Here is a 26,905-nt window from a genome sequence, read left to right as displayed (position 1 = left end):
TTTTTCTCAGCGTAATTAGGGAAAAAGTCTCTTCTACTCCTATGACCGTCCCTCCAAAATATAAGATATTACTACATGTAACAAGGAGGATACATATGAAGAAACGATGGAAAGCGAGCCTGATCCTGGCAGCTGGACTGCTTATTCCTACTACTGTTTGGGCAGCGGGAAGTCAGATTACTGCCCAGTTGTCTCCGCAAATTATGATGCTCTTGGAGGGCCGAGTGATCGGGACGCCTTCAGAAGCTCCAATTTCCTATAATGGAAAAACCTATGTACCGCTTCGGCTGGTCGGTGAGTCACTTGGTTATGAAGTAAAGTGGGATGGAGCAAACAATACGATTTCCATTAAAAATCCGGAAGAAGATTACCCTCTTGTTAAGAACGATGCAGTTGAAATCCTGACCACAGAGGCAAACTATGATTATATTACTTCCATGGATAGCAAGTCCTTCCTAGGCGGCATCAATCTGGACTTTACCTATACGCTGACCAAAGACGTATCAAGACCACCGGTCATCGTGATGGAAACGCTCACTAAAGACCATACGGTGCTAACAAGTGAAACGAAATTGCTTAATACCAAAGCTGGTACATATAAGGATTTCATCATCGGTGATAAAAACCGTCTTCCATACAGCGTTAAAATGAAGCGTGAGGACGTTATCAAGCAAATGACCGAAGACTACTATTATCGTATTAAGATTAAATAATAAATTGATCCACAATACTTTGCTATAAATAGCAGCCGGATATAACTAATGAACTGCACCCCATGGTTAGTTATGTCTAACATATGAGGTGCAGTTCATACATTGAGCAGCTGCCTTTTTGTTATATTGACCCTGTTTTTTTCGTTAGGTTCATGAATCACATTTGTAGCTTTAATGCGACCTGCCACTTATTCGATTAAACTCCCTGTACTTCATTATCGTTCGGAATTAATTCATACAAGTCACGAACATCACAACCAATGGAATCGGCGATCGATATGGCAATTTTGAGTGGCATCACTCTTTTGTTTTCAATAAAGTCGTAAACTCGTTCCGGTTTAAAAAGTAAGTCTTTTGCCAGCCATTCCGCTGACTTTCCGGATTCCTTCAAACGTTCATTCAGTAAGCAACGCCCTAGTTCAAATTTCAAGAAACGATACCTCCCGCGTAACATATATTTAACCTTAAGCGTTATCCATTGCCAGCATGAATATACTATATAAATAAAGGTAGTCAAACGATGAAGTTCCCTATGTGTACGCCCAATTGGTTGGGCGAGTTCCATCGACGACTAGCAATCAAATAAAAGGCGATACGCTATCCTGCTCGTTAATTGAAGAATACAAAAAAGCGCCTACTAATCGAGGCGCCTTTTGTCCTTCTTAATTTAATTATAAAAGTTCAAGCATCGTTTTAATTTTGGAGTTTAGCTTTAAGGTGTTAAGGATGAGTTGCAATGCTTCCGCTCTTGAGGCTGTGCCCTTAGCATTGAGGTCCCCATTCCCATTACCTTGAATAACACCCGCTTGTGCTACCATTTGAATCGGATTGGAATTATCCATCTTGTTTTGGGTTACCCCTTGAAAATCAACGATCTTGGATAGAATCACGGCCATCTCTTCACGTGTAATTGCCTTGTTTGGTTTGAATGTTCCATTGCCGTTTCCACGAATAATACCCGCTTGCGTAAACTGCACAATGGCGTCTTCGGCCCAATGACCTTTAATATCTTTTAGAGCAACTTGCTTGGTTCCACCAACATCAAAAATGCGGGACAGTATTCCTACGAACTCTCCGCGGGACATGTCCTGATTAGGTCGGATCGTCTTGTCTTCATAGCCTTTAATAATGTTCAACTTAGTGAAAATATCAATGGTTTGTTCGGCCCAATGATTTTTAATATCAATCGGTTTAAACACGTTACCTTGATTTTTTAAAGCATCGTTAATTTTTGATTCTAGAATTTGAGTAGCACTAGTTCCAGGCTTAAATATATCTTTGTTAAAACCACTATCGGTTGTCGTCGGTGTAGGTACCGGCGTTGGTGTAGGTGCCGGTATCGGTGACGGCACTGGTGTTGGCGTCGGTGACGGCACTGGTGTTGGCGTTGGTGAAGGTGCTGGCAATGGTGATGGCGTTGGCGTCGGCGCTGGTGATGGCGCTGGCGTCGGCACTGGTGATGGCGTTGGTGCTGGCGTTGGCGTTGGTGATGGCGTTGGCGTTGGCACTGGTGATGGCACTGGCGTTGGCGTTGGCACTGGTGCTGGCGTTGGTGATGGCACTGGCGTCGGTCCTGGTGTTGTAGATTCGCCTGTAAATACCAACTTGTAGTGTACAGGATTCAGCATTTCATCTGTAACAGTGACACTGTAATTTTTAACGAAGAATGGATATAGTTTATATACTCCACTAGTCATCATAATACCATTATCGAGAACCTGTAATCCTTTTGCAGTATACGTAACAATCATGGATTTGTCAGATGCACCCCGAGGTATATCGAACGTAATTGTCTTGTTATCTTCATCTATAACTCCAACATGCTCATCAAGAGCGAACGAAGTAATCATTTTATCTCTATTTATATACCTAACATTAACGAAGAAATCACGAGTTTCAAAAACACCATCCACATATACTCTTCCAGTCAATTTAACTACATGATCCATATCATCTAGCGTCCGATACACTCTACCGCCGGAACTAATGATGGAAGGGTCGCTTGATACCCAAGATATGGACGATCCATATTTCCCTCCAATAGGTAAGCCTACCTCTGAACTTCTAACCCCTTCGGCCGTGTCTCCATAATAATAAGTAATCCGCAACTCATCTAAAGCTTCACGAAGCTTATCCTCTGGTGCAGGTTCTGCTTTAACAACGTTAAGGATAAACTCCTTCGTTACTGGAGCTTCACTTCCAGCTCGAAGTGTAGCCGTAAGCGTAACCTGCTTATCTCCACCCACATATGGAGGACGTTTGACGTTACCGTCGTTTGCAATAATCGTTGGTTCAGATGAAGACCATGACAAAAATACATTCTCCATTTGAGTAGGTAAATTGATTTTTGAAGTAACATTATCCTCAGTTTGACCACCGGTAAATGGTAGTTCTAATGCATCCTTGGTATCTTGTAACTTTTGGTATGTTGCCCAAGTTACTGTGACAGGGAACGTACTAGAAACTTTCCCATCACGTGATGCAGTAATATTGGCTGTACCCACCGTTACCCCCGTCACAATTCCTCCTGGGGATACAGTAGCAACTGCTTCGTTGTCAGAATTCCAAGTAGCCGTTGAACTGATATCTGTAATGCTGCTATCGCTCATCATACCGTTCGCAGTCAGTTGTAACTCACGATTAGGTGAAAATACACCTGGTCCTATAATATAGATTGAATTAGCCTGTGGTTCAGCCGCAAAGGCAATGTTTCCCGACCCATTAAAATTGTAGATACTCGTCGTTGGCAATACCATAGGTGATAACAGAAGAACAGATAAAAATAAAGACGCTTTTTTGTGCAATTTCAAGCAGATGACCTCCATGAGATGTTATAATGCCACTCTTCCGTTGCAAGTGAAGATTAGGTGCAGCATATATATATCGGTTGCCCTGCTTTTCTTTTGTAGATCAAGCCGATTTTTATAAGTCAGCTCGTACATAGACCCTCCATTCATTGTCCAATATGAGTGAATCACTAGATACCACGTGCAGAATTAGCCTAACAGGTAGCCATTTTGAATTGGCAATATTTACTCATTAAACTGTGTTCTCATCTTTGTTAAAGTGGATAAGCATTCTGAAGACAAAGACGGGAGCTTTAAAAGACATGAACGTTCGCACCAAATCCATCATTGGCTTGCTTTGCTTGACGACATTAGCGGGCACGTATTTCAGTTATACAGAGCATCAGAATAATCGGCAATGGGAGCAGCAGCAACAGCGCAATACGCAGTACTGGTCACATATGCAATCTTTCTACTTGCGCGATTTTGACTATGCGCTTGCGGAGTCCCTTGCGGCATCTACGATTGCAGATCGGCAAGCAGCACTTCAATCTGCCATTGAAAATGCCAATTTTATCTTACAATATGTAAGGATCGGATCCGTTACAATGAACTTTCAATCTTGGTCATATGAGTCGTTTATCACGGAAGGCAGCCGCTACTTGGCCTATCCCGCCAGCGAGAAGGGAAGGTCGCTCAACCCGGATCAATTAGAACAAATTCAGCGTATGAGAACATTCGCGAGGACCGCCCTGCCGTATCTCGATCAGATGAGAGAGAAAGCTGTTAATTCCTCTTTATCAGATATACAACAGATATCGACCGCGATGGAAGTGGCCTTGTCTCAACTTGACTCGGTCTCCACGTACGGCAATAAGGCCTTTAACGAGTTCCTGTATAACCAGAATCCTTACATACCTCCGAAGCCAGGAACCGTTTTCGCCGGTGAAACCACTTATAAGGCTACGGAGCTTGCTGCCAAAGCGAAAATCTTCATGGGCGAGGCTTGGAATAAAGGGGCAGGTAAGCAAATCGTCCACATGGTCTCCGGCGGGAGCAGCCCCCAATTCGGAGAAGTCATGGATTTCAAGTTATCGGACACCGATGGAAAACAAACCAGCTCCTATATTGCAACACTGAGTAAAAGCGGACACGTGCTCCAAGTGACAAGCCACGGCTCGATCCCCAAAGAAGAAGCTGTGGAGCAATCCATGGACTTAAAGCAGGCTGTTGCGGTTGCGGACACCTGGATGGCTCGCTGGTCTGACGAACGTCTGACATTAGTAGCCAAAGAGATAAAAGAAACCTCCATTTATCTCACGTATATTCCGGTTCGGGAGCAAGTTTCCATTCCGCAGATGAAAGTCGTATGGCAATTTGATCGCCATACCGGTGTGTTGAAGAGCTTTGATGCGTCTAATTATTTTTCCCATTACAATAAAACCTTCCCCATTCACCCGAAGCTGACAGCGGAGCAAGCCTACTCGAAGCTTGGCCCAAAAGTAAACGTCTCGGGTAAGCCAAAGCTGGAGATCCACAACAATAAGCTTGTATACACATTTCCCGTCACAGGGATCGCAGGTGTTTCTCACGTATACGTAAACGCCCGCACAGGCGCTGGAGAAGGCATTGATTATAACTTTTAACCACAACAGACATGGCAGCCCCGCGAATACCTTCGCTGCGGGCTGCTTTGATTTTGCTTGCCAATCTTGGGTCACCACTTCTTTTTTAATTGATGATAGGCTTAACATTGCGTTTCTCCTACTCAAACGGTTCTTCACTTGAGAAAATCTCATACTGTCCCATCATCTTTTGGAGTACTTACTAAGGCGTGTCACCTACTACGCATTTAAATCCATAAAAGTAGTAAGTGATGGCATCATTCCCCGTATCTTTATACGGATCTGGATCGTTTACAGAAAGAAGATACTTTATTTAAAAATTCATTCTACGGAGGACTAATCTTTATGGAAATCGCAAAGGGAATCGAAATGCTTCGTCTGGACTACCAAGGGAATGTCATACACCCCATTCTTCTTAAGGACCAAGAAATGACTATTCTAATAGATACGGGTTTTCCAGGTCAATTCGAGGATTTACGTATGGCAATGAAGAAGGCTGGTGTCTCGTTAGACAAATTAAAAGCTGTAATATTGAGTCATCAGGATCTCGATCATATAGGAAATCTTCCAGAAATTATGCAGGCGTGTGGTAGCGAATTTAGGGTTTATGCACACGAATTGGATAAGCCTTATATTCAGGGGGAGCTGCCTCTCTTGAAAGATGGTCATTTGGTCAATCCTCCAAAGGGCAAGGTACACAAAACCTTAACAGATGGTCAGGAACTACCGTTTTGCGGGGGAATCCGCGTCATCCACACCCCTGGACATACACCAGGCAATCTCAGTTTTTACCTGAGGGAAAGTAAAACTCTTATTGCTGGGGATTCCATGTACAGTGTAAACGGAAAACTAGGGGGTATTCATGCACCGACTACACCTGATATGAATACAGCACGGCTCTCGCTGAACAAGTACGTCGATCTCGATCTTATATCCATCGTTTGTTATCACGGTGGATTATGTGATGTACAAGTAAAAGAACAGATAGCAGAAATTATACAAGTTTAGAGTTTTAGTGAAAAACGACAATCTCTCTACAAGACGCTGTCGTTTCTTCGTTTCTAGTTCCATTTGGATTAGCACAGAGATGTACTTTTTAATGTAAGTTTCTCGGTACGTTGAGATCGTCTTATAAACTAACCTACCGTTGGCTAAACGCAAAGACAGCCGACGAAATTCGCCGACTGTCTAATTGAATGATCATTTTGCGTTCTATCAGGACTCAAAATTAACTTATGCTTCCAATTTCAACTCTTGGCTAACCGCATCCATGTATCCAGCCAATAAAACTTACTTGGCTATTCAGGAAGTCCCTGAAAAACATTTCCTCGCGTTAGCACCTGACTCGGATCTGCCCAACGGATTTGGAGCGAACGGGAAGTGAATAGATCAGGTCCGTCCGAGACTTGAAAGTGCAGGTGGGCTTCACTGGAGTTACCGGAATTTCCAAGCTCACCAATCAGATCACCTTGCTTGACTTTATCCCCTTTTTTGACCGCTACACTGCCTTCCTTGATATGTGCCGTGATGCTGTATTCCCCACTGCCATGATCAATGACCACAAAATTTCCTGCTGGTTCTTCGGCATTCATCACTCCAGGCGTGTTATCGGGAATGTCGTTTTTGATCTCGACGACCTTCCCATCAGCAGCAGCATAGAGCGGCTCACCAAAAGCGTAATAGTTTTCGTTCGCCGTGGCCTCCCCTTGATAACTTGAATTTTCCTGCGTTCGAACGATGTCCAATGCGTAACGCTGCGTTTCATGCGCATAATGATAGTTGGACATCACATCGTTTCCTCCCCAGAACACAAACCATTCGCCCTTCACAGGAAACTGAAATTCGGTTTTGGTAAGCTTCTTGTCCGTCTCCTCATGCCTTTCAAGGGGTTGGATCAATAGGCCGGCAATCTGATGTTCTTCGGTAAAATAAGCTTGAATCCCCTTGGTTCCCGTCTCATCTCTCCAGGAATGCTCAGACAGGTTATTCAGGTTGACTTCCACAACCGGATCCCAAGAATTGACCCCTTCCAGGAAGCTGTCCGCAGACGCCTTGAACTGTTCCAGTGTTAACGTGTCTTTGAGCTCCGGACTCATCTGATTATATATGTCCTCCTTCGAACCATGCATTAAGGTATCAATAAAATTGTCAGGTGTAATCATCGCGCCCTCCTTGGCAGCCGTAGTCTCTTCCTGATTGGTGTCCGCTCCCGCTGGAGCTGCATCCGCTGTTTGTTCTGCCGATGGTTGCTCCGCCTGGCTGGATGATTCCGAATTCCCGCAGGCAGATAGTATTACACACGATCCAATGGCTGCTACAAGCAGCTGCCAGCCTCTCCTGCTCCTTAGTTTTTCATGCACAGCATATCCTGATTTCGTAGTGTACTTTCCCTGCATTAACGTCATATCCTGCTGGTCACTCTTCTTATTGAATCTGTTCACTTCCCTGCACTCCTTCTTGTAGAACGATATCTTTCCAGTTAAGTGTACAGAATCAATCTTATCCTTCGCCTAACCTCATCTTACGTCTACCATAACTCTGAGGAGGTCTGCGCTTCATAATTAAGATTCTGTTAAGGTTGCCCGCACACTGCACAGCCCTTCTGAATGGTATGATAAACCTGATAGACCAATAGAAATGATCATACGAACGGTCAATTTACACCTAAAAATCAGGGAGGATCTTTTACGTCATGAATGAAGTTTCAATCCTGCTTGTGGATGATGAACAGGCGATTTTACATATGTTAAAAACGGTACTGCTCAAAGAGCAGTTCATAGACATTGACACGGTCACCACGGGAGAAGATGCGATTAGCGCATGCGAAAACAAAACCTATCATTGCATCGTGCTGGACGTCATGCTTCCTGGCAGAAGCGGGCTGGAAATCTGTCCTTTTCTGCGTCAATTGACGGATGCCCCCATTCTTTTTTTAACCGCCAAAACAACCGATTATGACAAACTGACCGGCTTCGCGGTTGGCGGAGATGATTATGTAGTCAAACCTTTTAATCCATTGGAAGTGGTCGCCCGGATTAAATCACTGCTGAAACGTTATTTGCCTAAACAGACCGCAGCGAACAGATTGCCCTCACTCCATGACGTAACTCCGTCATCCGCTACACCGCAGGAAGGCGTCTATGATTACGGTCGTTTTCAAGTATTGGAGCAAGCCGGTGAACTCCGGGTAGAAGGTCAGGTGGTCAGCTGTCCGGCGCTGGTTTATCAGCTGCTGCTCTTTTTCTGCAAACACCCCAATCGAATCTTCACCAAATCCGAATTGTATGAGCGGGTCTGGGGATCGGAATCCATCAGCGACGACAACACCGTCATGGTTCATATCCACCGGATTCGTGAGCGCATTGAGGCCGATCCCTCGAGACCTGAGCTGCTGGTGAATGTCCGCGGTCTGGGATATAAACTCATTCCGTCCGATATGGAGTCCGGCGAATGAGTATACGGCGCAGATTGATGACACGCTTCATCGGCCTACTTGCCGGAGCTGTAATCCTGATTTTGGTGCTCGGCGGAGGTATCGCCTATTGGGTCATCCAGCAGCTGAATGAGGCCAGCCTTGTTGAAGATTTTGCTTCTGTGGGGCTCGAACAACTGATCAGTACGGCAGAGATTTTGCCCGATGGCACGGTTCGATATGACCCAGAGCTGCTTAAGCGTGTAGAAGAGAACAACGGTTGGCTTCAGGTTCTCGATGAACAAGGCCATGTGGTGGATGCTTTTCACACTCCTTCCGATGTCCCGAACCACTATAACCCCGGAGAGCTTATATCCTATTGGGAAGGGAGAAAGCCCTTCCCCTATCAACTCTACATGCTGATCCGGGAAAGAAACGGAATCAACTTCACCCTGTTATATGGGGAGAGCAATCAGGCCGTAACGATGCTGGAGCAAACCTTCAGCGGCGGTAGTTATGCAAATGACAAGCTTGTGCTTCAATCAGAGCTGCAGGAAGTTATTCGCTCGGCGGACGCATATCTGCTAATTTTGGATCAACAGGGACGCGTGCTTGCTTCGTTCAATGAACCCGCCATGGGCACGCCAGACAGCTACAGCATTCAGGACCTGATTTTGCGTACGCGATACCCTACCAGGTATGGAATGACTACAGTGACCATCTATGATGAACAGAACCAGTCTACCTGGATGCTGAGTGTTCCGCTTGCCCGCAACCCGGCTGTGGTAAATGAGAACCCTTATCGTTTTATATTCGGCCCTGCACTAATTGCACTTCTGATATCCATCATCACCCTGCTTGTGCTGCTTGCGCTCTGGTATGCCAACCGTTTTGGCTATCCCATGCTGCATATGCTCCAATGGCTGCAGCGGCTCGAACGCGGGCACTACGAGGAACCGACAGGTCCTCGAGGCAAGCCACGCAGCCAGAAGGGAAACGGAAAATGGCGTCAAAAATATCGGGTCTATGCGGAAGTATTGCGATCCATCCAGACGTTGTCGAGTACACTCAAACGTGATGAAGAACTCCGCAAGCAGACCGAGTCCTTACGCGAGGAATGGATCGCCGGAATCACACATGACCTCAAGACACCTCTGTCCTCCATTCAGGGTTATGCGCACATGCTTGAAGCAGAGAAATACAACTGGACATCTGATGAAGTGAGGGAATTCGCAGGCATTATGCTGGATAAGTCCATGTACATGGACCGGCTGGTGAACGATCTGGCCATGACATATCGGCTGCGCAGCGGTGGATACCAGCCGCCCGTGGAACAAACAGACGTAAATACGCTACTGGAGGATCTTGTTCACCGCGCCGAACGCAACCCTGCTTATGGGGGAGGTCGCATCACGTTTCAACCTGCCCCAGTTCCGGTGAACGGTCATGTGCATATTCCATCATTTGAACGAATCGTGGATAATCTCACCGCCAACGCCCTGCTGCATAATCCACCGAATACTACCCTCGTCGTAAGTGTACAATCAGGTGAGCAGACAGGTGATTTCTGTGTCCAATTTGCCGATGATGGACGAGGGATGGACCCGGAGACCGTATGGAAGCTGTTCGAACGATACTATCGCGGCACGGATACCGCTACATCCGATGTCGGATCAGGTCTCGGCATGGCGGTAACCAAAGGGCTGATTGAAGCCATGAAGGGCCGGATTGAGGTTCAATCCGCTTTGGGGAAGGGAACCGTCATTCGCCTAATATGGGACCGTCATTCTGACAAAGTCTAAAAAATATCCGCTTGACCTTTTCATTTTCAGTCTATATAATCGACACTCAATAACACCTGTTCCAATATATTGATATGGACCTTGAGTTCATTTTCAATCCAATTTGAATGACATTAACTTTGTATATATGGCGATGACCAGAGACATGATTTCGTTTGCGTGCTGCCCAGAGAGAGAAGGGATTGGTGAAACCTTCTTCAGCGAACGGACCGGAATTACCCCTCTGCAGCCGTGGCCTCGAACCCCAGCCGGTCAGACTTCCCATGGACGTCCAACTTGGTTGTCAGTAGAGCTCACCGTCTGATCCACGATAACGGATCCCAATGAGGGTTATGATGTTTTCTGTTTTCGGCGGCTGGCCGACAGGAGGTATTCATAACCAAATTAGGGTGGAACCACGAGCTGAGCGCACTCGTCCCTTTTCCGGGACGGGTGTTTTTTGCGCTTCAAACTTAAACATTGGAGAGTGGTTCGCATGAGTAATCAACAAGGTAACCCCATTGAAATTCGCCTTCAAGGCGAAGCAGTTCGTTCTTACGAGTCAGGCATTACTGTCGGAGAAGTCGCCTCGTCCATCAGCACTAGCTTGGGCAAGCAGGCTATCGGAGGCATTGTGGACGGCGTAAACGTGGATCTCGATATGGCACTGGAACGGAACTGTGAACTTGTCATCGTTACACTGGACAGCGAGGAAGGCTTGAAGCGTTATCGCCACAGTACAGCGCATGTCCTTGCACAGGCATTGAAACGCATTTATGGTGCGGAGCAAGTTAAACTGGGGATCGGCCCCGTTATCGAAGACGGCTTTTATTACGATGTGGATCTGGAGCATGCCTTGTCCATTAGTGACCTGGCTGCCATCGAGCGGGAAATGAACAAGATTGTGCAGGAAAATGTGAAGATTAGCCGCCGGGTGGTTAGCCGTGAGGAAGCCCTTCGCCTGTTCGAAGAGATTCAGGACCCCTATAAACTTGAGCTGATTCGTGATTTGCCGCAGGATGCGGAACTGTCGATCTATGATCAAGGGGAGTTTTTCGATCTGTGCAGGGGTCCCCATCTTCCATCCACTGGACGGATTAAAGCCTTCAAGCTGCTAAATGTTGCAGGGGCCTACTGGCGGGGCAATTCGGATAATAAAATGCTGCAGCGAATCTATGGTACTGCCTTCCCAAGCAAACCCCAGCTGGACGAACATCTACATCTGCTGGAGGAAGCGAAGAAACGGGATCACCGCAAACTGGGCAAAGAACTGGATCTGTTCATGTTTTCGGAGGAAGCACCGGGCATGCCCTTCTATCTTCCCAAAGGCATGACTATTCGTACAGAGCTGGAGCAATTCTCACGCGAGCTGCAGCTGCAGGAAGGTTACCAGGAGGTTCGCACTCCTCTAATGATGAACAATCGCCTGTGGGAGCAATCCGGTCATTGGGAGCACTATAAGGACAATATGTATTTCTCAGAGGTAGACGACGCTACATTTGCACTGAAGCCAATGAACTGCCCAGGTCATATGCTCATTTTCAAAAATACACTTCATTCCTATCGCGAGCTTCCCATCCGCATGATGGAATTCGGTCAAGTCCATCGCCATGAATTCTCGGGCGCACTGAATGGCATGATGCGGGTGCGGACATTTTGTCAGGACGATGCTCACCTCTATGTCATGCCAGAACAGATTGAGGATGAGATCAACCAGGCAATATCCCTGATTGGGCGCATGTACGATATCTTTGGATTCGAATACACAATTGAGCTGTCCACTCGTCCCGAAGATTCCATGGGATCGGAGGAACTGTGGGATCAGGCAGAACGTGCACTGCAAAATGTGCTGGATCGGCGCGGTGTGAAATACCGCATTAATGAAGGAGACGGTGCCTTTTACGGACCGAAAATTGACTTCCATATTCTTGATGCGCTAAAACGCAGCTGGCAGTGCGGAACAATTCAGCTTGATTTTCAAATGCCGGAGAAATTCGATCTCACTTATGTTGGCGAGGACAGCCTGAAACACCGTCCTGTCGTGATTCATCGCGCCATCTATGGCTCAATCGATCGCTTCATTGGCATTCTGACTGAACACTATGCAGGAGCATTTCCGCTCTGGCTTGCCCCGGTGCAGGTGAAGCTGCTGCCTGTTTCCGATCACTATGTGGACTATGCTCTGCAGGTGCAGAGTCAGCTACGAGCAGCCGGAATCCGGGTCGAAACAGATCTGCGCAGCGAGAAGCTCGGGTACAAAATCCGTGACGCACAGATGGAGAAAGTGCCTTACTCGCTCGTACTTGGTGAAAATGAGAAAAATGCCTTATCCGCCTCTGTCCGCACATACGGTCAGGGAGATCAAGGCATCCAGAGCATTGAGGCATTTATCCGGCAGATACAGCAGACCGTGAAAGCAAAAGCCTGACGGTATCCGTCATTGGACTTGACGTGAATCGCCATTTTGGGTCATTTGCCGAAGTGAAGCACAGTGCTGCACTTCAGCTATGGCCCATTACAATTTCTCATCAGGCTTCAGTCCAACCTGCTGCTCGCTCCATGTCCAGAAACGTTCAGCCACAGCATCGTCCATCGCATGTGCTTTTAGCTTCTGCTCTTTCTTTTGATAAAAGTAGCGTCCTGTCAACTTCTCTACCTCTGGACTTGTCGCCAGATAGATTGCCGTTTGTGCCCCGTCCTCGGGAGACAGGAAAAATGGAAGCTTGCCAACAAAAGCCATGATACGCGTGCCAAAGCCGGTATGGCGATCCACACCAATGCTTGTGCCCACCGCACCTGGATGCAGGCAGTTCACCGTGACTCGGCTGCTCGCCACTCTACGGGCAAGAGCACGGGTGAACAGCACGTTGGCGAGCTTGGACTGCGCATAGCTTTTGATCGGATTATAGCCTTTGTGCAGATGCGGGTCGTCAAAGTGGATCTTGCCTGCTTTGTACGCACCGGATGACACGTTCACGATTCGTCCCTGCTCCGCAGCTTTCAAAGGCTCTATTAAGAGCAATGTGAGCAGGAAATGACCCAGATGGTTAATGCCAATGCTCTGTTCAAATCCATCCGAGGTCACCTGTCTTTTCAGCATCACCACACCAGCATTATTCACCAGGACATCTAGCGTGTTGTATCGTTCCCGGAAGGCTTGGGCAAATTGGCGGATGCTCTTGATTGAACCCAAATCACACAGTATCAGTTCAATCGCGTTAGAACCGGAATCGCGCAAAGCATCCTGCAGGGCCTGCTGTCCACGCTTCTCGCTGCGACAGGCCATAATGACCCTGTACCCTTGCCTTGCAAGTTGAATGGTGGTTGCGAGCCCCATGCCGGAATTTGCTCCTGTTACAATCGCTGTTTTCATGGACATCAGATCCTTCCCTTCTGAACCTGGGGTTCGAATATGGAATAACAGTCACAATCCTGCCCCCATGGAAAAGAGGCACTCCGTGTAACAATATGAGATAATGGAGTAATCATATCTCGGTTTAGATGGGAGGACAGGCATGCTGACCAAAGAAGATTTTAAAAAGATCAAAAAAGAAGCAAAGCTTGAAATCGCAGTACTGGAACAAGAGTATCATGATATTGGACAGAAACTCGATTCATCACAATCGGATCAACGAAAAAATCGCAGATACGCCTCACTCGTCATTGAGTTATGCTCCATTATGGAACAAATGTTAAATCAGCTGTATCAAAACGTCTATCAAAAAAGCTTTAATTCGACCGAGCTGATGAAAATTCCTGCTTACCGTGCACGCTCCAATATGGAGATGATCCAGGCTGAATTAACCAAACAACAAATCACTCTTAAATCCGGAAAGGAAAACATGGCTCATGCTCTCAGTCAGGTCTTCCAGGCGAGGAACAGGCTCATTCATGAAAACTTTACGTTTGCCTCCATCGTCAAGGAAGACATGAAGGAAGAACAAACTTTTGAAGCCATGCTGGATACAATCAAGAGGTACAGAAAACACTTAAAATATCTTCGTCCTGAATAAAATGGCCTACCAAATCATTTAAAAGGAGGTGGACCGGACTTGATCCGGAAACCTATGAATCATCAGACGACTGACCTAACGGTGCTGCATCTCAGCATTCCCACACCTTCGGGAGACAACCCCATCTACCCTGTCATGCTTCGCGATGAAGACGGCATCACCCTCGTGGACACAGGCATGATTGGCCAATTTGCCGGTCTGGAGTCCGCACTGGAGCAGGAAGGCGTACAGCTGGCTGATGTCAAACGCATCATTTTGACACATCAGGACATTGACCATATCGGTAATCTGGGCGCCCTTCTGGATGCGATACCTGGACTCGAGGTCTGGGCACATGCGGATGAAGTTCCCTATATTAAAGGTGAAAAGCCTTTGATAAAGTTCACAGCTGAACGCAGAGCCCTGCTGCCCGCACCAGTGCTTGCGCAAGCCAATCAGCTCCTTTCCCAGCTGCCTGAGATTGAAATCAGCAGAATTCTGGAAGATGGGGACATGCTGCCTCTTCAAGGCGGAATTCAGGTCATCCATACACCGGGACACACGCCAGGACATATCTGCCTGTACTTCCGTGAATCACAATTCCTGCTTGCCGCTGACGCACTTCGTGTCGTGGACGATGAGCTGGTTGGACCTGCGCCACCTGCAACACCGGACATGCCCGAAGCGCTGAGAAGTTTGAAAAGGCTGATCGGCCTGAAACTGAACAAAGTGCTCTGTTACCATGGCGGAGAATACACGAAGGAACCAGCTGAACATATCGCCAAACTTGCGGAGAGCGCGGATTAATTGACGGCAATGATTTGATGCTGCTTTCATAATAAAAGAAATCAAGGGGCAGTCCCAAAGCCATAGACATGGCGGGACGCCCCTTTTATCTATTTTAACGAACGGGCTGCGTTCTATTAAACGCATGGGTACAGCTTCAATATTAAAAATCCCCACACACAGCTCAGCTCTCTGGCGTAAGCACAATGAGTTGGTCATCCCCATCCCGCGGCGTTCCGCGTCCGTCCCGATTGTTCGTCAGGATATATAACTTCCCGTCTTCTCCGCCAGTAACGTTACGAATGCGTCCCCACTCCTCTTCAAAAACAGATTCTACCTTCTCCACTTGTGTACCATCCTCGGACAGAACAATATGCAGCAATTGCTCGCCTCTCAGGTTAGCCGCAAGCAGTGAACCCGCCCACGGTCCTTCCTCTATAAAAGCTAAACCCGATGGTGCCCATGTATCGTCACCACTATGAGCAATTGGGGCCAGATAGGTAGTATTGTCATCCTCGTCCCCTTCAACTTCAGGCCAGCCATAGTTCTCACCTGCTTCGATCCGGTTAATCTCATCATAGTTACGCTGGCCATGCTCGGTGGCATAAAGGTACTTGTTATCCGGATTCCATGCGAGACCCTGCGCATTCCGATGTCCCATGCTGTATACGGGGGAGTTCGGCCACGGGTTGTCTTCAGGGATCGATCCATCGAGACCAATCCGCAATATTTTGCCACCCAAGCTGCCCTGGTCCTGTGCCAGTTCCGGTTCATAACGTTCACCTGTCGTAATATAGAGCATGTTGTCCGGGCCAATTTTGATCCGGCCTCCGTTATGATTCGTCCCGCCTGGAATGTTGCCCAGCAGCTCCTTGTCGATCACAGCTTCATTCTCATTCACCTTCAAACGCAATATCCGATTCGCAATCCCGTCTCCTTCAAGATAGGAATGGTAGGCGTAGAGATAACCGTTATTCTCAAAGTCCGGATCAGCAGCCAAGCCCAGCAATCCCCCTTCGCCCTCTTCATTGAACGGAGCCTCAAACGCAATGAGCGGTTCAGTTTGCAATTCTCCATCCTTAATAACACGAATGGTTCCGGGACGCTCCGTAACAAACATCCGTCCATCCGGCACACTCACCAGTTCCCACGGTGCATTCAGTCCAGTCACCAAAACCGAGGCCTGATACGGGATGACCGCATTTTCCTGCGTACCTCCCTCATCGGTATTCGAATTGTTTTTGCCTCCACTCGCTGCCTGTCCCTGACCCATCCCTTGCCCTTGTGACACCTGCTGAGATTCTGTGGATGGATCGCCTGATGTACAGGCCGCCAGCAGAGACATACTTAACAGCGAAGCGTATAGCGGAACACTTAGTCGGTTATTCATCTTTTCATCTCCTTCTATTGGATGGAGTGTAATGGAGCATTGTTTGGGCATACATTCAATAAACAAATTCGAATCTGCCAAATGCTGCTGCGGTATGTTCAAGGATAACTGATCTCAGTATCAGTTCGGTATTTGCATTTGCATCGGTATCTGTATCTTATATCGGGATCGGCTAACTATCTCAACGTCGTTTCGCCCTGTATTTACCCCTCCCTCCGCTCGCCTAAACCGAAAATTGGCGGCATTCGATACAGGTCTCATGCCCTTCCCCTTTGGCATTTTTCAATATTCTTCTATAATAGAAGGATAGAACGAACTGAAAGGTGGACGTATACACTCATGAATCAAAGCCCTTTATCCCGTCTGGAAGCTGATCTGTCTGCACAAGGATTGGACGCCATGCTGATTACAGATCCGAAACATATCTACTATTTAACCGGTTTTGCAAGCAACCCGCATGAACGTTTTCTCGGTCTTGTTCTCGCCCGTGGCGAAGAACCTTTGCTGATTGTTCCTGCCCTGGATGCTGAAGCTGCTGCGGCGGCCTCCTCGGTAACCAATATCGCGACTCATTCCGATACCGACAATCCCTATGCATTGTTCGAACGTTATCAGGGACGTCTGGGCCGGATGGGCCTTGAAAAAGAATACGTCACCGTTGCGCGTTACGAGCAGCTGACTGCTGCTCTAGGTGCTGTCAACTTTGAAGATGTCGGTCCTCTGCTCCGCACTCTGCGCGTGAAGAAGACACCGGACGAAGTCGCCCGCATCCGCCATGCCATTCATCTCATTGAAGAGACCCTTCGCCAGGGACTGTCTCATGTACGCACAGGTGTTACCGAGATTGAACTGGTAGCTGAAATGGAATATCAGATGAAGAAACTGGGTGCAGATGGCCCTTCCTTCGATACCATGGTGCTTACCGGACCCAAGACAGGTCTGCCGCATGGTACACCGGGTGAACGCAAACTGCAGCATGGCGACTTGTTGATGTTCGATATGGGCGTATACGCTGCAGGGTATGCATCTGATATTACGCGTACATTTGCGTTTGGTGACATTTCACCTGAATTGAAGACCATTTATAACACGGTGCTTGCCGCAAACGAAGCTGCCATCCGTGCGGTGAAGCCAGGCGTGGCTTGTGCCGATATTGACCGTGCAGCACGTCAAGTGACGGAAGACGCCGGATACGGCGAGCGTTTCCTGCACCGCGTGGGGCATGGGATGGGCATTGATGTGCATGAGTACCCTTCTCTGCACGGACAGAACATGGATACTCTGCAGGAAGGCACCGTGTTCACAATTGAACCAGGGATCTATACGGGTGCAGGCGGAGTTCGAATTGAAGACGATGTTCTCGTAACAGAAAACGGCGTCGAGGTGCTGACTTCCTATCCAAAAGAGCTGCAAATTTTGACGGATTAATCTTACATGTATGAAATTAAAAATGACCCGCTTAGCCATAACATGTGGCTGTGCGGGTCATTTTCGTTATCAAGCTTTTTTATTGCAGTCAACTGCTTATGATTACGAATGCAGACTAAACCTGACTAGGCTTCATCCTTGATTTTAAAATTGCGCGCTGCATACAGAAACGGCGTACCCACCGCGGTCAACACGAATTTGATAATGTACGTTGTCAGGAAGATTTCGAGCCAGACATCCCATGGATAGATGAAAGCAAATGCAATCGTGCAGAACACCAATGTATCCACAAAGGAACTGACGATCGAGCTGCCGTTCGTGCGGATCCATAACTGATTGCGTCCAGGTGCCATCTTCCGCAGCATGCTGAACAGTCGCACATCCAGGAATTGGCTAATGAAATAAGCTGTCAGACTTCCGAGTGCCAGACGTGGCAGCAGACCGAACAACGTTTTCATGGAATCCTGAGCAAAGTCCGTTGGTGCCGGTTCAAAGAATATGACCATCTGCATCAATACCGTCGTCATGATCAGCGTGAAAAATCCGAACCATACGGCCTTCCGCGCTTCACCCGATCCGTACTTCTCATTGAGAAGATCACTGGTCAGATACATGCTGACATACATCGTGTTGCCGAGCGTCAGTACGATCCCCATAATATCTATCGTTTTGGTCACCTGAATGTTGGCTATCACCGTAGCCACACCGATCCAGGCATACAGACCCTTTTTACCGAACAGGCGGTAACACAATAGGAAAAAACCATACGTTACGAGAACGAAAAGCGCTCCCCAACCCAAATTAAACATAAACACATACACTGCCTTCCTAGTTTTGATTACGCGGGATGGTTACGAACCGCGGTCTGGCACCGGGCCAAAACATGAATACTCTATCACATTTCCCTTCCTTTGAACAGCACTAAATAACGTCAATCTGTTGGTCTTATACAAAAAGCCGCCCTACGGGTTAACCCGTAGGGCGGCTAATTCTGGCTTGTTGCTGCTCATAAGCCATATGCTTATTTGATTCCGGGTTACGCTTGAACCGCAGAATCCAGATCACGGCTTTGATCATTGAATGTATCCTGATCATTCTCTTTCAGAATTTTACTGGATACGAGACCAGCCGTCATTGAATCGTTCACGTTCAGCGCCGTACGACCCATGTCGATCAGCGGCTCAACCGAGATCAGCAGGCCTACCAGTGCAACCGGCAGATTCATCGTGGACAACACGATCAGGGAAGCGAAGGTTGCCCCGCCACCTACACCAGCTACACCGAAGGAACTGATCATGACAACCAGGATCAGGGTAATGATGAAATCCCAGCTCATCGGATCGATGCCGACCGTAGGAGCAATCATGACCGCCAGCATGGCCGGATAGATCCCGGCGCAGCCGTTTTGACCAATAGTAGCCCCAAAGCTTGCCGACAGGTTCGCAATACCATCCGATACGCCAAGTTTCTTCGTCTGTGTCTCCACGTTAAGCGGGATTGTAGCCGCACTTGAACGGGAAGTGAAGGCAAATACCAGCGTTGGCAAAACCTTTTTCACATACGTCAGCGGATTGAAACCAAACAGTGCGATAATAATCAGGTGGATGATAAACATCACAATCAACGCAACGTAGGAAGCAATGACGAACTTGATCAGCTTCAGGATCTCTTCCGGATTCGTTGTCGCCGTTACTTTCGTAATGAGCGCCAGAATACCATATGGCGTCAGCCTGAGCACCAACGTTACAATCCGCATGACTACAGCATATACCGCATTCACCATGCTTCGGAATGTTTCAGCCTGCTGTGGCTTTTTGCGATCCAGTCCAAGGACTGCTACACCGATAAACGCCGAGAATATAACGACAGCAAGTGTGGACGAACGGCGTTCCCCGGTCATGTCTGCAAATGGATTCGAAGGAATAAATTCCAGCACCTGCTGAGGAATCGTCTGATCCTGTACATCAACGAGACGTTCCTCGACCTTCTGTACCTGTGCGAGCTCTCTGTCTCCACCTTCGATCTCAATCGAAGTCAGGTTGAAGCTCAGACTTGTTACGATACTTACACTTGCGGCAATGGCAGTCGTAATGAGCAAAATCGCAATGATGGAAAAGCTCATTTTGCCGAGGTTTTGCTTGCCTTTCAAATTCATGATAGCCGAAATAATGGAAACCATGATCAGTGGAATTACGACCATCTGTAACAATCGAACATATCCCGAACCGACAAGATTAAACCAATCAACAGACTTGGTAACAATGTCGGAATTAGAAGAGTAAATCAGTTGAAGAATGACGCCGTACACAACCCCGATTCCCAGACCCGCGAATACTCGCTTCGTAAAGGAAATATGTTTCTTTTGCATCCAATACAGGACGCCAAGAAGAACGAGCATAATCACTACGTTCAGAATGACTAGAAAAGTATCCATTTCGTAAATCCTCCTCAAAATGTGCATACCGATAGATCGGTTTTTCTACTCGCTTGAAGCGATATTGAACAATATATCATATAACAAACTATTCTGGTAGGTATTAATTGATATTATGTAATAAGCATGTAATAAATTCATGGATTTCTGAAAAAAATTCACCGTTTAATGAAAATTATTGTATTCAACCCCCGGTTAATTTTGTAATATAGGTATATCCGCTTATTCCCAAGATTTCTCAACGTGAAAATTAGGCCTTTCTTCGTTGGTACATAGTCTTAAGGGACGGAAAAGCGACAAATGTTAATGAACATGACGTGAAAGGATGATCCTATGTTTCGTAATCGTACGGTGGCCGGCAAAATCAGAGGCACGCTGTTCCTCGTTCTGCTGGTGGCCTCCCTGTTGTTTAGTATCAGTTTCTATGCTGTGTCCATGAATATCATGCAGAGTTACGTGCTCCCGCAGTTCGACAAAGTCCTAAACACGTCTATTCAGGATATATACAAAAACATTTCAGCCTCCAAGATCTTGCAGGTGCAAAGTGGCGGGGCAGGTGCTGAAGGTGCCGCACTGACTGTCGAATCCTATTTGGCTGAAAAAGCAAAAGAACATAATCTCGATGCGTCTTACGTTGTATCCATCGAGGAAGGTAAAGCCACCGTTGTCATTGCGAATGCTGCCTCAGAAATGTTGGCCGGAGATGAAATCAGTGTCCAGTCCGCGATGAATACGGCTGTCGAGACAAAAGAAATGGTCATCAGTGAAGTCTATTCCGATTCCTTCGGCGTACATAAAGCAGCCTTTATTCCGATCGCTGGCAGTAACATGATCATGGCCGTAAGTATGGATGCCCAGTTTATTCAGGATAAAAATGTCCAGATCTTCTGGTTATGCCTGGGTATCACAGCATTGGTCTTTGTGCTTGGCTGGCTCATCTCCACCAGCATGATCAAAAGAGTAACCAAACCAATCATCCAGCTTGTACAACATAGTAAAAAGATTTCCCAAGGCGATCTGACTGCCGAACTTCAGATTAAGGGTAAGGACGAGATCGCACAACTCGCAGCAAGTTTCCAGAGCATGACCCTCAATTTGAAAGAAATGATCAGCCGCGCATTGTCCACCTCCAATGAAGTGGTTGAAGGCTCCGATGATCTGTTAAAACGGGTTGAGTCGATGTCCGGTATGGTCAAAAACTCCAGCCGCTCTGCGGAAGACGCCGAGAAAGGCAGTATAACCATCGCGTCGAGCGCTGCCGAGAATGCACGCGCTATGGAAGAAATTACACAGGGCATTATGCATATCGCTTCTTCCTCTGCCGAAGTATCGGAACAGATCGGTGAAGCAGCGAATGAAGCCGTCAACGGTAACCGTCTGGCGCAGGATGCTGTTCAACAGATGGAACGCGTTGGTCAGACCGCAAGCGAGTCGCTGCGTTATGTTGAAACGATGAACGAACGTTCGATCGCGATAGGAACCATTGTTACATCCATTTTTGAGATCACAAAACAGATCAACATGCTGTCACTTAATGCTTCCATTGAAGCAGCACGTGCTGGGGAGCATGGCCGCGGGTTTGCTGTTGTAGCAGGTGAAGTACGCAAACTGGCGGAGCAATCCAAGACAGCTACGGAGGAAATTGCCGATTATCTCGGAACCATTCGTGAGGATGCTGAACGTTCGGTGAGTGCCATGAACCGGGTAACAGAGGAAATTGGGTCAGGTACCCATGTGGTTCAGCAGGCAGGAACAGCTTTCCAGCAGCTTAACGAATTAATCCAAAACGTCAATCTGACCATCCAGACCGTATCGGCTTCGACAGAGGAAGTCTCTGCAGGTGCAGAGGAAGTCAGTGCATCCGTTGAAGAAACGGCACAGATTACCTCCAGATCGCGGGAAAGCATGCAGCAGATCGCTTCGACTGCCGAGCATCAGCTGAGTGAGATGGATTCCCACTCGGATACCGTCCGCCATCTGCATGAACAAGCCATGGAGCTCCAGTCTGCCATGAAGAAGTTCAAAATCAATTAAAATAAGCCAGCCAGGTATAACATTAAACCATCATTCCCACATGTGAACCACAATTAAACCAAAGGCATTCAAATACCCCCATGCATAACAGCATACCGGTTTCCGGTACTGTGGTTATACATGGGGGTATTCTGTTACTTATTAAAATTGCGGTCATAGTACGTCCCTATACGTCTTTCATTTACGGTTGATACGGGGCCTGGACACCCATAATTTCGTATACCCGCTTCATGTCCAGTGCAGAGCGCAGAGATTCCGCTACCCGGTCAAACTCCATTTCCTTCCGTTCATGAGCACTATAGGTTTCCTGAAGCGGAACGAGTCCTTTCTTTTCCCGAAGGCCATTAAGCCATGAACGGCGAAACTGGTCACTTTCAAACAGACCATGCAAGTAGGTTCCCCATACTTTTCCATCTACCGTCCCCCATCCTTCCTGAAATGGCTGGCCACCGGGATGTGCGATCTCAAACAGTCCAGACACTTGCTTCGGATCATGACATTCGGTCACGCCCATATGAATCTCGTACCCGTTCACAGGCATGAATTCAACTGAATCCCGCTCACCATGTAGACGAATAGGATGCTGCTGCTGTACACGCCCTGAAGCTCTTACTGTCTGCTTATGCTGCAGAAAAGTCGTAGACAGCGGCAGCCAACCCAGACCTCGGGCTTCCTGAACCTGATTGGCCTCCACTGCAAATGGGTCCTTCAGATGCTTCCCAAGCATCTGGTATCCACCGCAAATGCCCACAAGCTGCACATGATCGCGTTCGGTCTGACTGGCAATGGCCTGCTCCAGACCCGACGCTCTCAGGAATTCCAGATCACCAATCGTATCCTTCGTACCCGGCAGCAAAATGGCATCCGGCTGTCCCAGTTCCTCCGGCGAAGTCACATACCTCACATTGACATCCGGTTCGCGGGAAAGCGAGTCAAAATCCGTAAAATTCGAGATCCGCGGATAACGAATAACAGCAAGATCCAGCTCCTGTTTCCCTAATTTACCATGGCGCATGGAGTCCAGCACTACGGAATCTTCGGCTTCAATTTGAATATCTCTTATGTAAGGCAGTACACCCAATACGGGGATGCCTGTCCGCTCTTCCAGCCAATCCAGTCCAGGCTGCAGCAGGGACAGATCGCCGCGGAATTTGTTAATGATAAATCCTTTTACACGCTGGACCTCATGCGGCTCCAACAGTTCAAGTGTACCTACAATGGAAGCAAACACACCTCCGCGATCAATATCCGAGATGAGAATGACTGGCGCATCCGCCCAGCCTGCCAGATTCATATTGACGATGTCCCGATCCTTCAGGTTGATCTCGGCTGGACTGCCTGCACCTTCCATCAGCACCATATCATACGTCTCGCGCAGCCGGTTCAGCGCATCCATGACTGTCTTCTTGGCTTCCGGCAGGAAATGCTGACGATAGTCCGAAGCACTCATCTGGGCAAAAGGCACACCGTGCACCACAATCTGCGAGTGCATATCCCGCACAGGCTTGATCAAAATTGGGTTCATATCCGTTGTCGCTTCAATACCGCACGCTTCGGCCTGCGCTCCCTGAGCTCTGCCAATCTCCTTGCCATCTTCGGTTACGTAGGAGTTCAGTGCCATATTCTGTGATTTAAACGGGGCAGGTCTGAAGCCGTCCTGCTTGAATATCCGGCATAGCGCCGTTGTAATGACGCTCTTCCCCACATCCGATGCCGTGCCTTGCAGCATCAATACTGCCGCTTGCCCTACAGGCGTATCCTGCACGTTCCTTCACCTCACTCATCTCTCAGCGTTATGCTCCACATACTCGTTCCGTTCGTTCCCTATAGCAAAAACAATCCCTGCAGCAGACTTAACACCGTCAGCAGTGCGGCTTCCAGCAGCTCATTCATTGCACCGTATGTATCTCCTGTAAGCCCGCCCAGCCTTTCGCTGATGCGTCCGGCAACGAACCTGCCGATGAGATAGGCAGCCAGCGGTACAAAAATCACAGCCGCAATAGGGTACAGCCACCAAGGTAATGTCCCCAGTCCACTCTCTATAGCCAGCTCTCCAACCATGCTGGTGTCCGGCTCGAAGATCCACACGGCGGCAAGTGTAATGACGGCCGCCAGGATCGTCAACCCAATCGCGGAGCTTCGTGCTCGCTGGACTTCCTTTCGTTCACCAAGGCCCTTGAACAGGACTGCAAGTCCATCGTCTCCCCGGGCATTCGGCCAAGCCGAAATGGCGTATACCATGAACCAGCGGCTCCAGATCATAGGCAAAATCAGCAGTGCTCCATACAGCCAGCTGCCATGTGCAATAAAATCAGCGATTAATGCCGCTTTCATCATAAGCAGCAGCACGCAGGCGATCACGCCCATTGCTCCGACGCGGCTGTCTTTCATAATCTCCAGCATCCGCTCGCGGGTACGATAGCTGAGCAGACCATCCGCTGTATCCATCCAGCCATCCAGATGCAGCCCGCCAGTGAGCCATACCCACAGGGTCAAGGTCAACACGGCCGCCGGAAACGATGGCAGCAGTGCACCTGTAATCGCGCCACTGAGCCAGACACATAAACCTATAGCCGCCCCGACCAGCGGGTAATACACCACGCTCTCCCGCAGCAATGGCGGGACGAAGTCGATCTGCATTTTTACCGGGAAACGGGACAAAAATTGAAAAGCGGCCGCAGCCGCATGTTTTTGATCAAGACTACCTACCTTACCTGTATCATGAGCTGGAGCCTGATTCACCTGATTCACCTGATTCATGTTGTCCTCACCGTTCGTGTACTCCCGGTCATGCTGGCTGTCGTTTCCGTCAATACTCATAAGCGATACTCCTTACTTTTCAGCTCAATGGCAATCCCTACAGTCACTAGAAACACCTCGCGGCAAATGGCTGCGATCCGCTGATTCAATATCCCCGCCAGATCCCGATACCTTCTGCCTAATGCATACTCAGGTACGATACCGTCACCCACTTCATTCGTAACCAGTACAAGCAGTCCGGGATAGGACTTTATGGCAGATACCAGTGCATTCATATGTTCCAAAACAACCTGTTCAGGCTCATGCTCATGTGTAAGCAGTACATTCGTTAACCAGAGTGTCAGACAATCCACCAAAATGGTTGGAGCAGACGTTCCTGTGTGGGATTCTCCCATACGTGTGATGAGTTCAGACAATGCCAGCGGTTCCTCCACCGTGTGCCACAGGTACCCTGCTTCATCCCGTTGGTTCTGATGCAGGCGGATCCGCTCGCGCATCTCATCGTCATATGCCTGCGCGGTTGCCACATACCAGGCTTCGGAGGAACGCTGCATGCAGAGACGCTCGGCGAAGGAGCTTTTGCCGCTCCTCGCCCCGCCCGTTACAAGCACACTCATGGAGATACCTCTCCCCGAACCTCCGAGGCAGCTGTCGATGAGTCATCCGTACGTCCAGTCTCATTCGAGCCGTCCGATACGCCAGCACTTGCGAATGTGGCCATCTCGTTCAATATACGACAAGCTGCATCAATTAAATGAAGGCTGAGCACGCCTCCGGTTCCCTCACCCAGCCGCATGTCCAGATCCAGCATCGGTTTGAGTCCAAGTTCGCGCAGAAGTGCGGCATGTCCACTTTCATGTGAAGTATGGGAAGCGATCATATACTCCACACTGACCGGAGCAAGCTGTCTTGCAATCAGCGCCGCTGCAGTGGAGATAAATCCATCCACAACAACAGGGCAGCCATGGGCTGCAGCTGCGAGAATGACACCTGTCAGTCCGGCAATCTCCAATCCGCCCACTTTGCCGAGCACGTCCAATGCATCGTCTGCATCCGGTGCATTCACGCTCAGTGCCCGGCTGACCACGGCAGCCTTGCGCTGCAGACCTGCATCGTCGATACCGGTTCCGCGGCCAACCGCTGAAGCAGGTGCTGTCCCGGTTAAGGCACACATGACCGCAGCACTCGCTGTGGTATTACCGATTCCCATTTCCCCGGTTACGAACAACTTGGTTCCCTTGGCAACCTCAGCAGCCACAACCTCAGCCCCGGCAAGAATGGCCTGGATTGCTTCATCACGACTCATGGCTGCACCTTGAGCCATGTTGGCAGTTCCTTTGCGTACTTTGCGGGAGACCAGATCCGGATGTTCCAGATCGGCATTCACACCAATGTCCACACAGATGACATCTGCGCCTGCATGACGAGCCAGAACATTGACTGCCGCTCCTCCAGCGAGAAAGTTATGGACCATCTGCGGCGTTACTTCTGCCGGGAAAACGCTGATGCCTTCCGCAACCACGCCATGATCGGCAGCCATAACGATAACAGCTCTGCGATCCAGGGACGGCCGGGCCTCTCCGGTTATCCCCGCAAGACGAATAACCAGCTGTTCCAGTTTGCCCAGACTGCCGGGCGGTTTTGTCAATGCATCCACATGCGCCGAGGCTTCTGCAGCAACTTCTTCATTGGGACCCACGATCCGACCAATTAACTGTTCCAACACCTGTTCATTATTCATACCGCCAGCACTTCCTTCATCAA

The 26,905-nt window shown here is 48.4% G+C and carries 21 protein-coding genes; 10 read left to right on the top strand and 11 right to left on the bottom strand.

Going from position 1 to position 26,905, the window contains the following annotated elements; all coding sequences use genetic code 11:
- Nucleotides 1-95: 95 nt before the first annotated feature.
- Nucleotides 96-713 carry a stalk domain-containing protein gene (locus HP552_RS26335; protein ID WP_175398313.1) on the top strand — a complete coding sequence of 206 codons (618 nt, stop codon included), beginning with the start codon at nt 96-98 and terminating at the stop codon, nt 711-713.
- 196 nt (nt 714-909) lie between these two features.
- On the opposite strand, the gene HP552_RS26330 is transcribed toward HP552_RS26335, so the two are convergent.
- Nucleotides 910-1,143: an XRE family transcriptional regulator gene (locus HP552_RS26330; protein WP_175398312.1), complete on the bottom strand. Its 234-nt coding sequence runs from the start codon at nt 1,141-1,143 to the stop codon at nt 910-912.
- 241 nt (nt 1,144-1,384) lie between these two features.
- Nucleotides 1,385-3,523, bottom strand: a complete 2,139-nt coding sequence (locus tag HP552_RS26325; protein ID WP_175398311.1) for an immunoglobulin-like domain-containing protein — start codon at nt 3,521-3,523, stop codon at nt 1,385-1,387.
- Nucleotides 3,524-3,822: 299 nt separating this feature from the next.
- Here HP552_RS26325 and HP552_RS26320 point away from each other — a divergent pair, with 299 nt between their 5' ends.
- Together HP552_RS26320 and HP552_RS26315 are read left to right on the top strand one after the other, a co-directional pair.
- Nucleotides 3,823-5,145 (top strand): PepSY domain-containing protein, encoded by a 1,323-nt coding sequence (locus HP552_RS26320; protein WP_175398310.1) that lies wholly within the window; start codon nt 3,823-3,825, stop codon nt 5,143-5,145.
- Nucleotides 5,146-5,469: 324 nt separating this feature from the next.
- A complete protein-coding gene (locus tag HP552_RS26315) occupies nt 5,470-6,132 on the top strand; it encodes an MBL fold metallo-hydrolase (protein WP_175398309.1) in 663 nt (220 codons plus the stop codon).
- Nucleotides 6,133-6,422: 290 nt separating this feature from the next.
- Here the strand turns inward: HP552_RS26315 and HP552_RS26310 are convergent, their stop codons facing one another.
- The gene (locus HP552_RS26310) at nt 6,423-7,565 is read right to left on the bottom strand and encodes a M23 family metallopeptidase (RefSeq protein WP_312884345.1); all 1,143 of its coding nucleotides are present in this window, start codon (nt 7,563-7,565) and stop codon (nt 6,423-6,425) included.
- 251 nt (nt 7,566-7,816) lie between these two features.
- Here HP552_RS26310 and HP552_RS26305 point away from each other — a divergent pair, with 251 nt between their 5' ends.
- From HP552_RS26305 to thrS, 3 genes are all read left to right on the top strand, one after another.
- On the top strand, nt 7,817-8,578 hold the full coding sequence (locus tag HP552_RS26305) for a response regulator transcription factor (RefSeq protein ID WP_175398308.1): 762 nt from the start codon (nt 7,817-7,819) through the stop codon (nt 8,576-8,578).
- Nucleotides 8,575-10,338: a sensor histidine kinase gene (locus HP552_RS26300; RefSeq protein ID WP_175398307.1), complete on the top strand. Its 1,764-nt coding sequence runs from the start codon at nt 8,575-8,577 to the stop codon at nt 10,336-10,338. Before HP552_RS26305 ends, HP552_RS26300 begins: the two co-directional genes overlap by 4 nt.
- A 475-nt stretch (nt 10,339-10,813) precedes the next feature.
- Nucleotides 10,814-12,745: a threonine--tRNA ligase gene (thrS, locus tag HP552_RS26295; protein ID WP_175398306.1), complete on the top strand. Its 1,932-nt coding sequence runs from the start codon at nt 10,814-10,816 to the stop codon at nt 12,743-12,745.
- Nucleotides 12,746-12,832: 87 nt separating this feature from the next.
- On the opposite strand, the gene HP552_RS26290 is transcribed toward thrS, so the two are convergent.
- The gene (locus HP552_RS26290; RefSeq protein ID WP_175398305.1) at nt 12,833-13,696 is read right to left on the bottom strand and encodes an SDR family oxidoreductase; all 864 of its coding nucleotides are present in this window, start codon (nt 13,694-13,696) and stop codon (nt 12,833-12,835) included.
- Nucleotides 13,697-13,832: 136 nt separating this feature from the next.
- Between HP552_RS26290 and HP552_RS26285 the strand changes: the two genes are divergently transcribed.
- Together HP552_RS26285 and HP552_RS26280 are read left to right on the top strand one after the other, a co-directional pair.
- Nucleotides 13,833-14,330 carry a hypothetical protein gene (locus HP552_RS26285; RefSeq protein WP_175398304.1) on the top strand — a complete coding sequence of 166 codons (498 nt, stop codon included), beginning with the start codon at nt 13,833-13,835 and terminating at the stop codon, nt 14,328-14,330.
- 39 nt (nt 14,331-14,369) lie between these two features.
- Nucleotides 14,370-15,116 (top strand): MBL fold metallo-hydrolase, encoded by a 747-nt coding sequence (locus tag HP552_RS26280; protein ID WP_246311055.1) that lies wholly within the window; start codon nt 14,370-14,372, stop codon nt 15,114-15,116.
- Between the two features lie 163 nt (nt 15,117-15,279).
- Here HP552_RS26280 and HP552_RS26275 read toward each other — a convergent pair whose 3' ends face one another.
- Nucleotides 15,280-16,485 (bottom strand): PQQ-dependent sugar dehydrogenase, encoded by a 1,206-nt coding sequence (locus HP552_RS26275; protein WP_175398303.1) that lies wholly within the window; start codon nt 16,483-16,485, stop codon nt 15,280-15,282.
- A 339-nt stretch (nt 16,486-16,824) separates the two neighbouring features.
- Between HP552_RS26275 and HP552_RS26270 the strand changes: the two genes are divergently transcribed.
- On the top strand, nt 16,825-17,913 hold the full coding sequence (locus tag HP552_RS26270; RefSeq protein WP_175398302.1) for a M24 family metallopeptidase: 1,089 nt from the start codon (nt 16,825-16,827) through the stop codon (nt 17,911-17,913).
- Nucleotides 17,914-18,038: 125 nt separating this feature from the next.
- Here the strand turns inward: HP552_RS26270 and HP552_RS26265 are convergent, their stop codons facing one another.
- Nucleotides 18,039-18,722 carry a queuosine precursor transporter gene (locus tag HP552_RS26265; protein WP_175398439.1) on the bottom strand — a complete coding sequence of 228 codons (684 nt, stop codon included), beginning with the start codon at nt 18,720-18,722 and terminating at the stop codon, nt 18,039-18,041.
- Nucleotides 18,723-18,949: 227 nt separating this feature from the next.
- Nucleotides 18,950-20,347, bottom strand: coding sequence for an L-cystine transporter (locus tag HP552_RS26260; protein ID WP_175398301.1), 1,398 nt, complete (start codon nt 20,345-20,347; stop codon nt 18,950-18,952).
- Between the two features lie 333 nt (nt 20,348-20,680).
- Between HP552_RS26260 and HP552_RS26255 the strand changes: the two genes are divergently transcribed.
- Entirely contained in the window at nt 20,681-22,381 is a 1,701-nt protein-coding gene (locus HP552_RS26255; protein WP_175398300.1) for a methyl-accepting chemotaxis protein, read from the top strand.
- A 181-nt stretch (nt 22,382-22,562) separates the two neighbouring features.
- Here HP552_RS26255 and HP552_RS26250 read toward each other — a convergent pair whose 3' ends face one another.
- The 4 genes from HP552_RS26250 to cobT form a co-directional block, all read right to left on the bottom strand.
- Complete coding sequence (locus HP552_RS26250) at nt 22,563-24,110, bottom strand: cobyric acid synthase (RefSeq protein WP_175398438.1); 1,548 nt, start codon at nt 24,108-24,110, stop codon at nt 22,563-22,565.
- A gap of 95 nt (nt 24,111-24,205) precedes the next feature.
- Complete coding sequence (cobS, locus tag HP552_RS26245) at nt 24,206-25,201, bottom strand: adenosylcobinamide-GDP ribazoletransferase (RefSeq protein WP_281366157.1); 996 nt, start codon at nt 25,199-25,201, stop codon at nt 24,206-24,208.
- Nucleotides 25,198-25,758, bottom strand: coding sequence for a bifunctional adenosylcobinamide kinase/adenosylcobinamide-phosphate guanylyltransferase (gene cobU, locus HP552_RS26240; protein ID WP_175398299.1), 561 nt, complete (start codon nt 25,756-25,758; stop codon nt 25,198-25,200). Before cobU ends, cobS begins: the two co-directional genes overlap by 4 nt.
- Entirely contained in the window at nt 25,755-26,882 is a 1,128-nt protein-coding gene (gene cobT, locus HP552_RS26235; RefSeq protein ID WP_175398298.1) for a nicotinate-nucleotide--dimethylbenzimidazole phosphoribosyltransferase, read from the bottom strand. Before cobT ends, cobU begins: the two co-directional genes overlap by 4 nt.
- Nucleotides 26,883-26,905 lie beyond the last annotated feature (23 nt).

The organism is Paenibacillus xylanilyticus (genome assembly GCF_013359935.1).
GTDB lineage: Bacteria > Bacillota > Bacilli > Paenibacillales > Paenibacillaceae > Paenibacillus > Paenibacillus xylanilyticus.
Note: the sequence above shows the minus strand (reverse complement) of the source record. Positions and strands in the feature narration are given on the sequence as shown.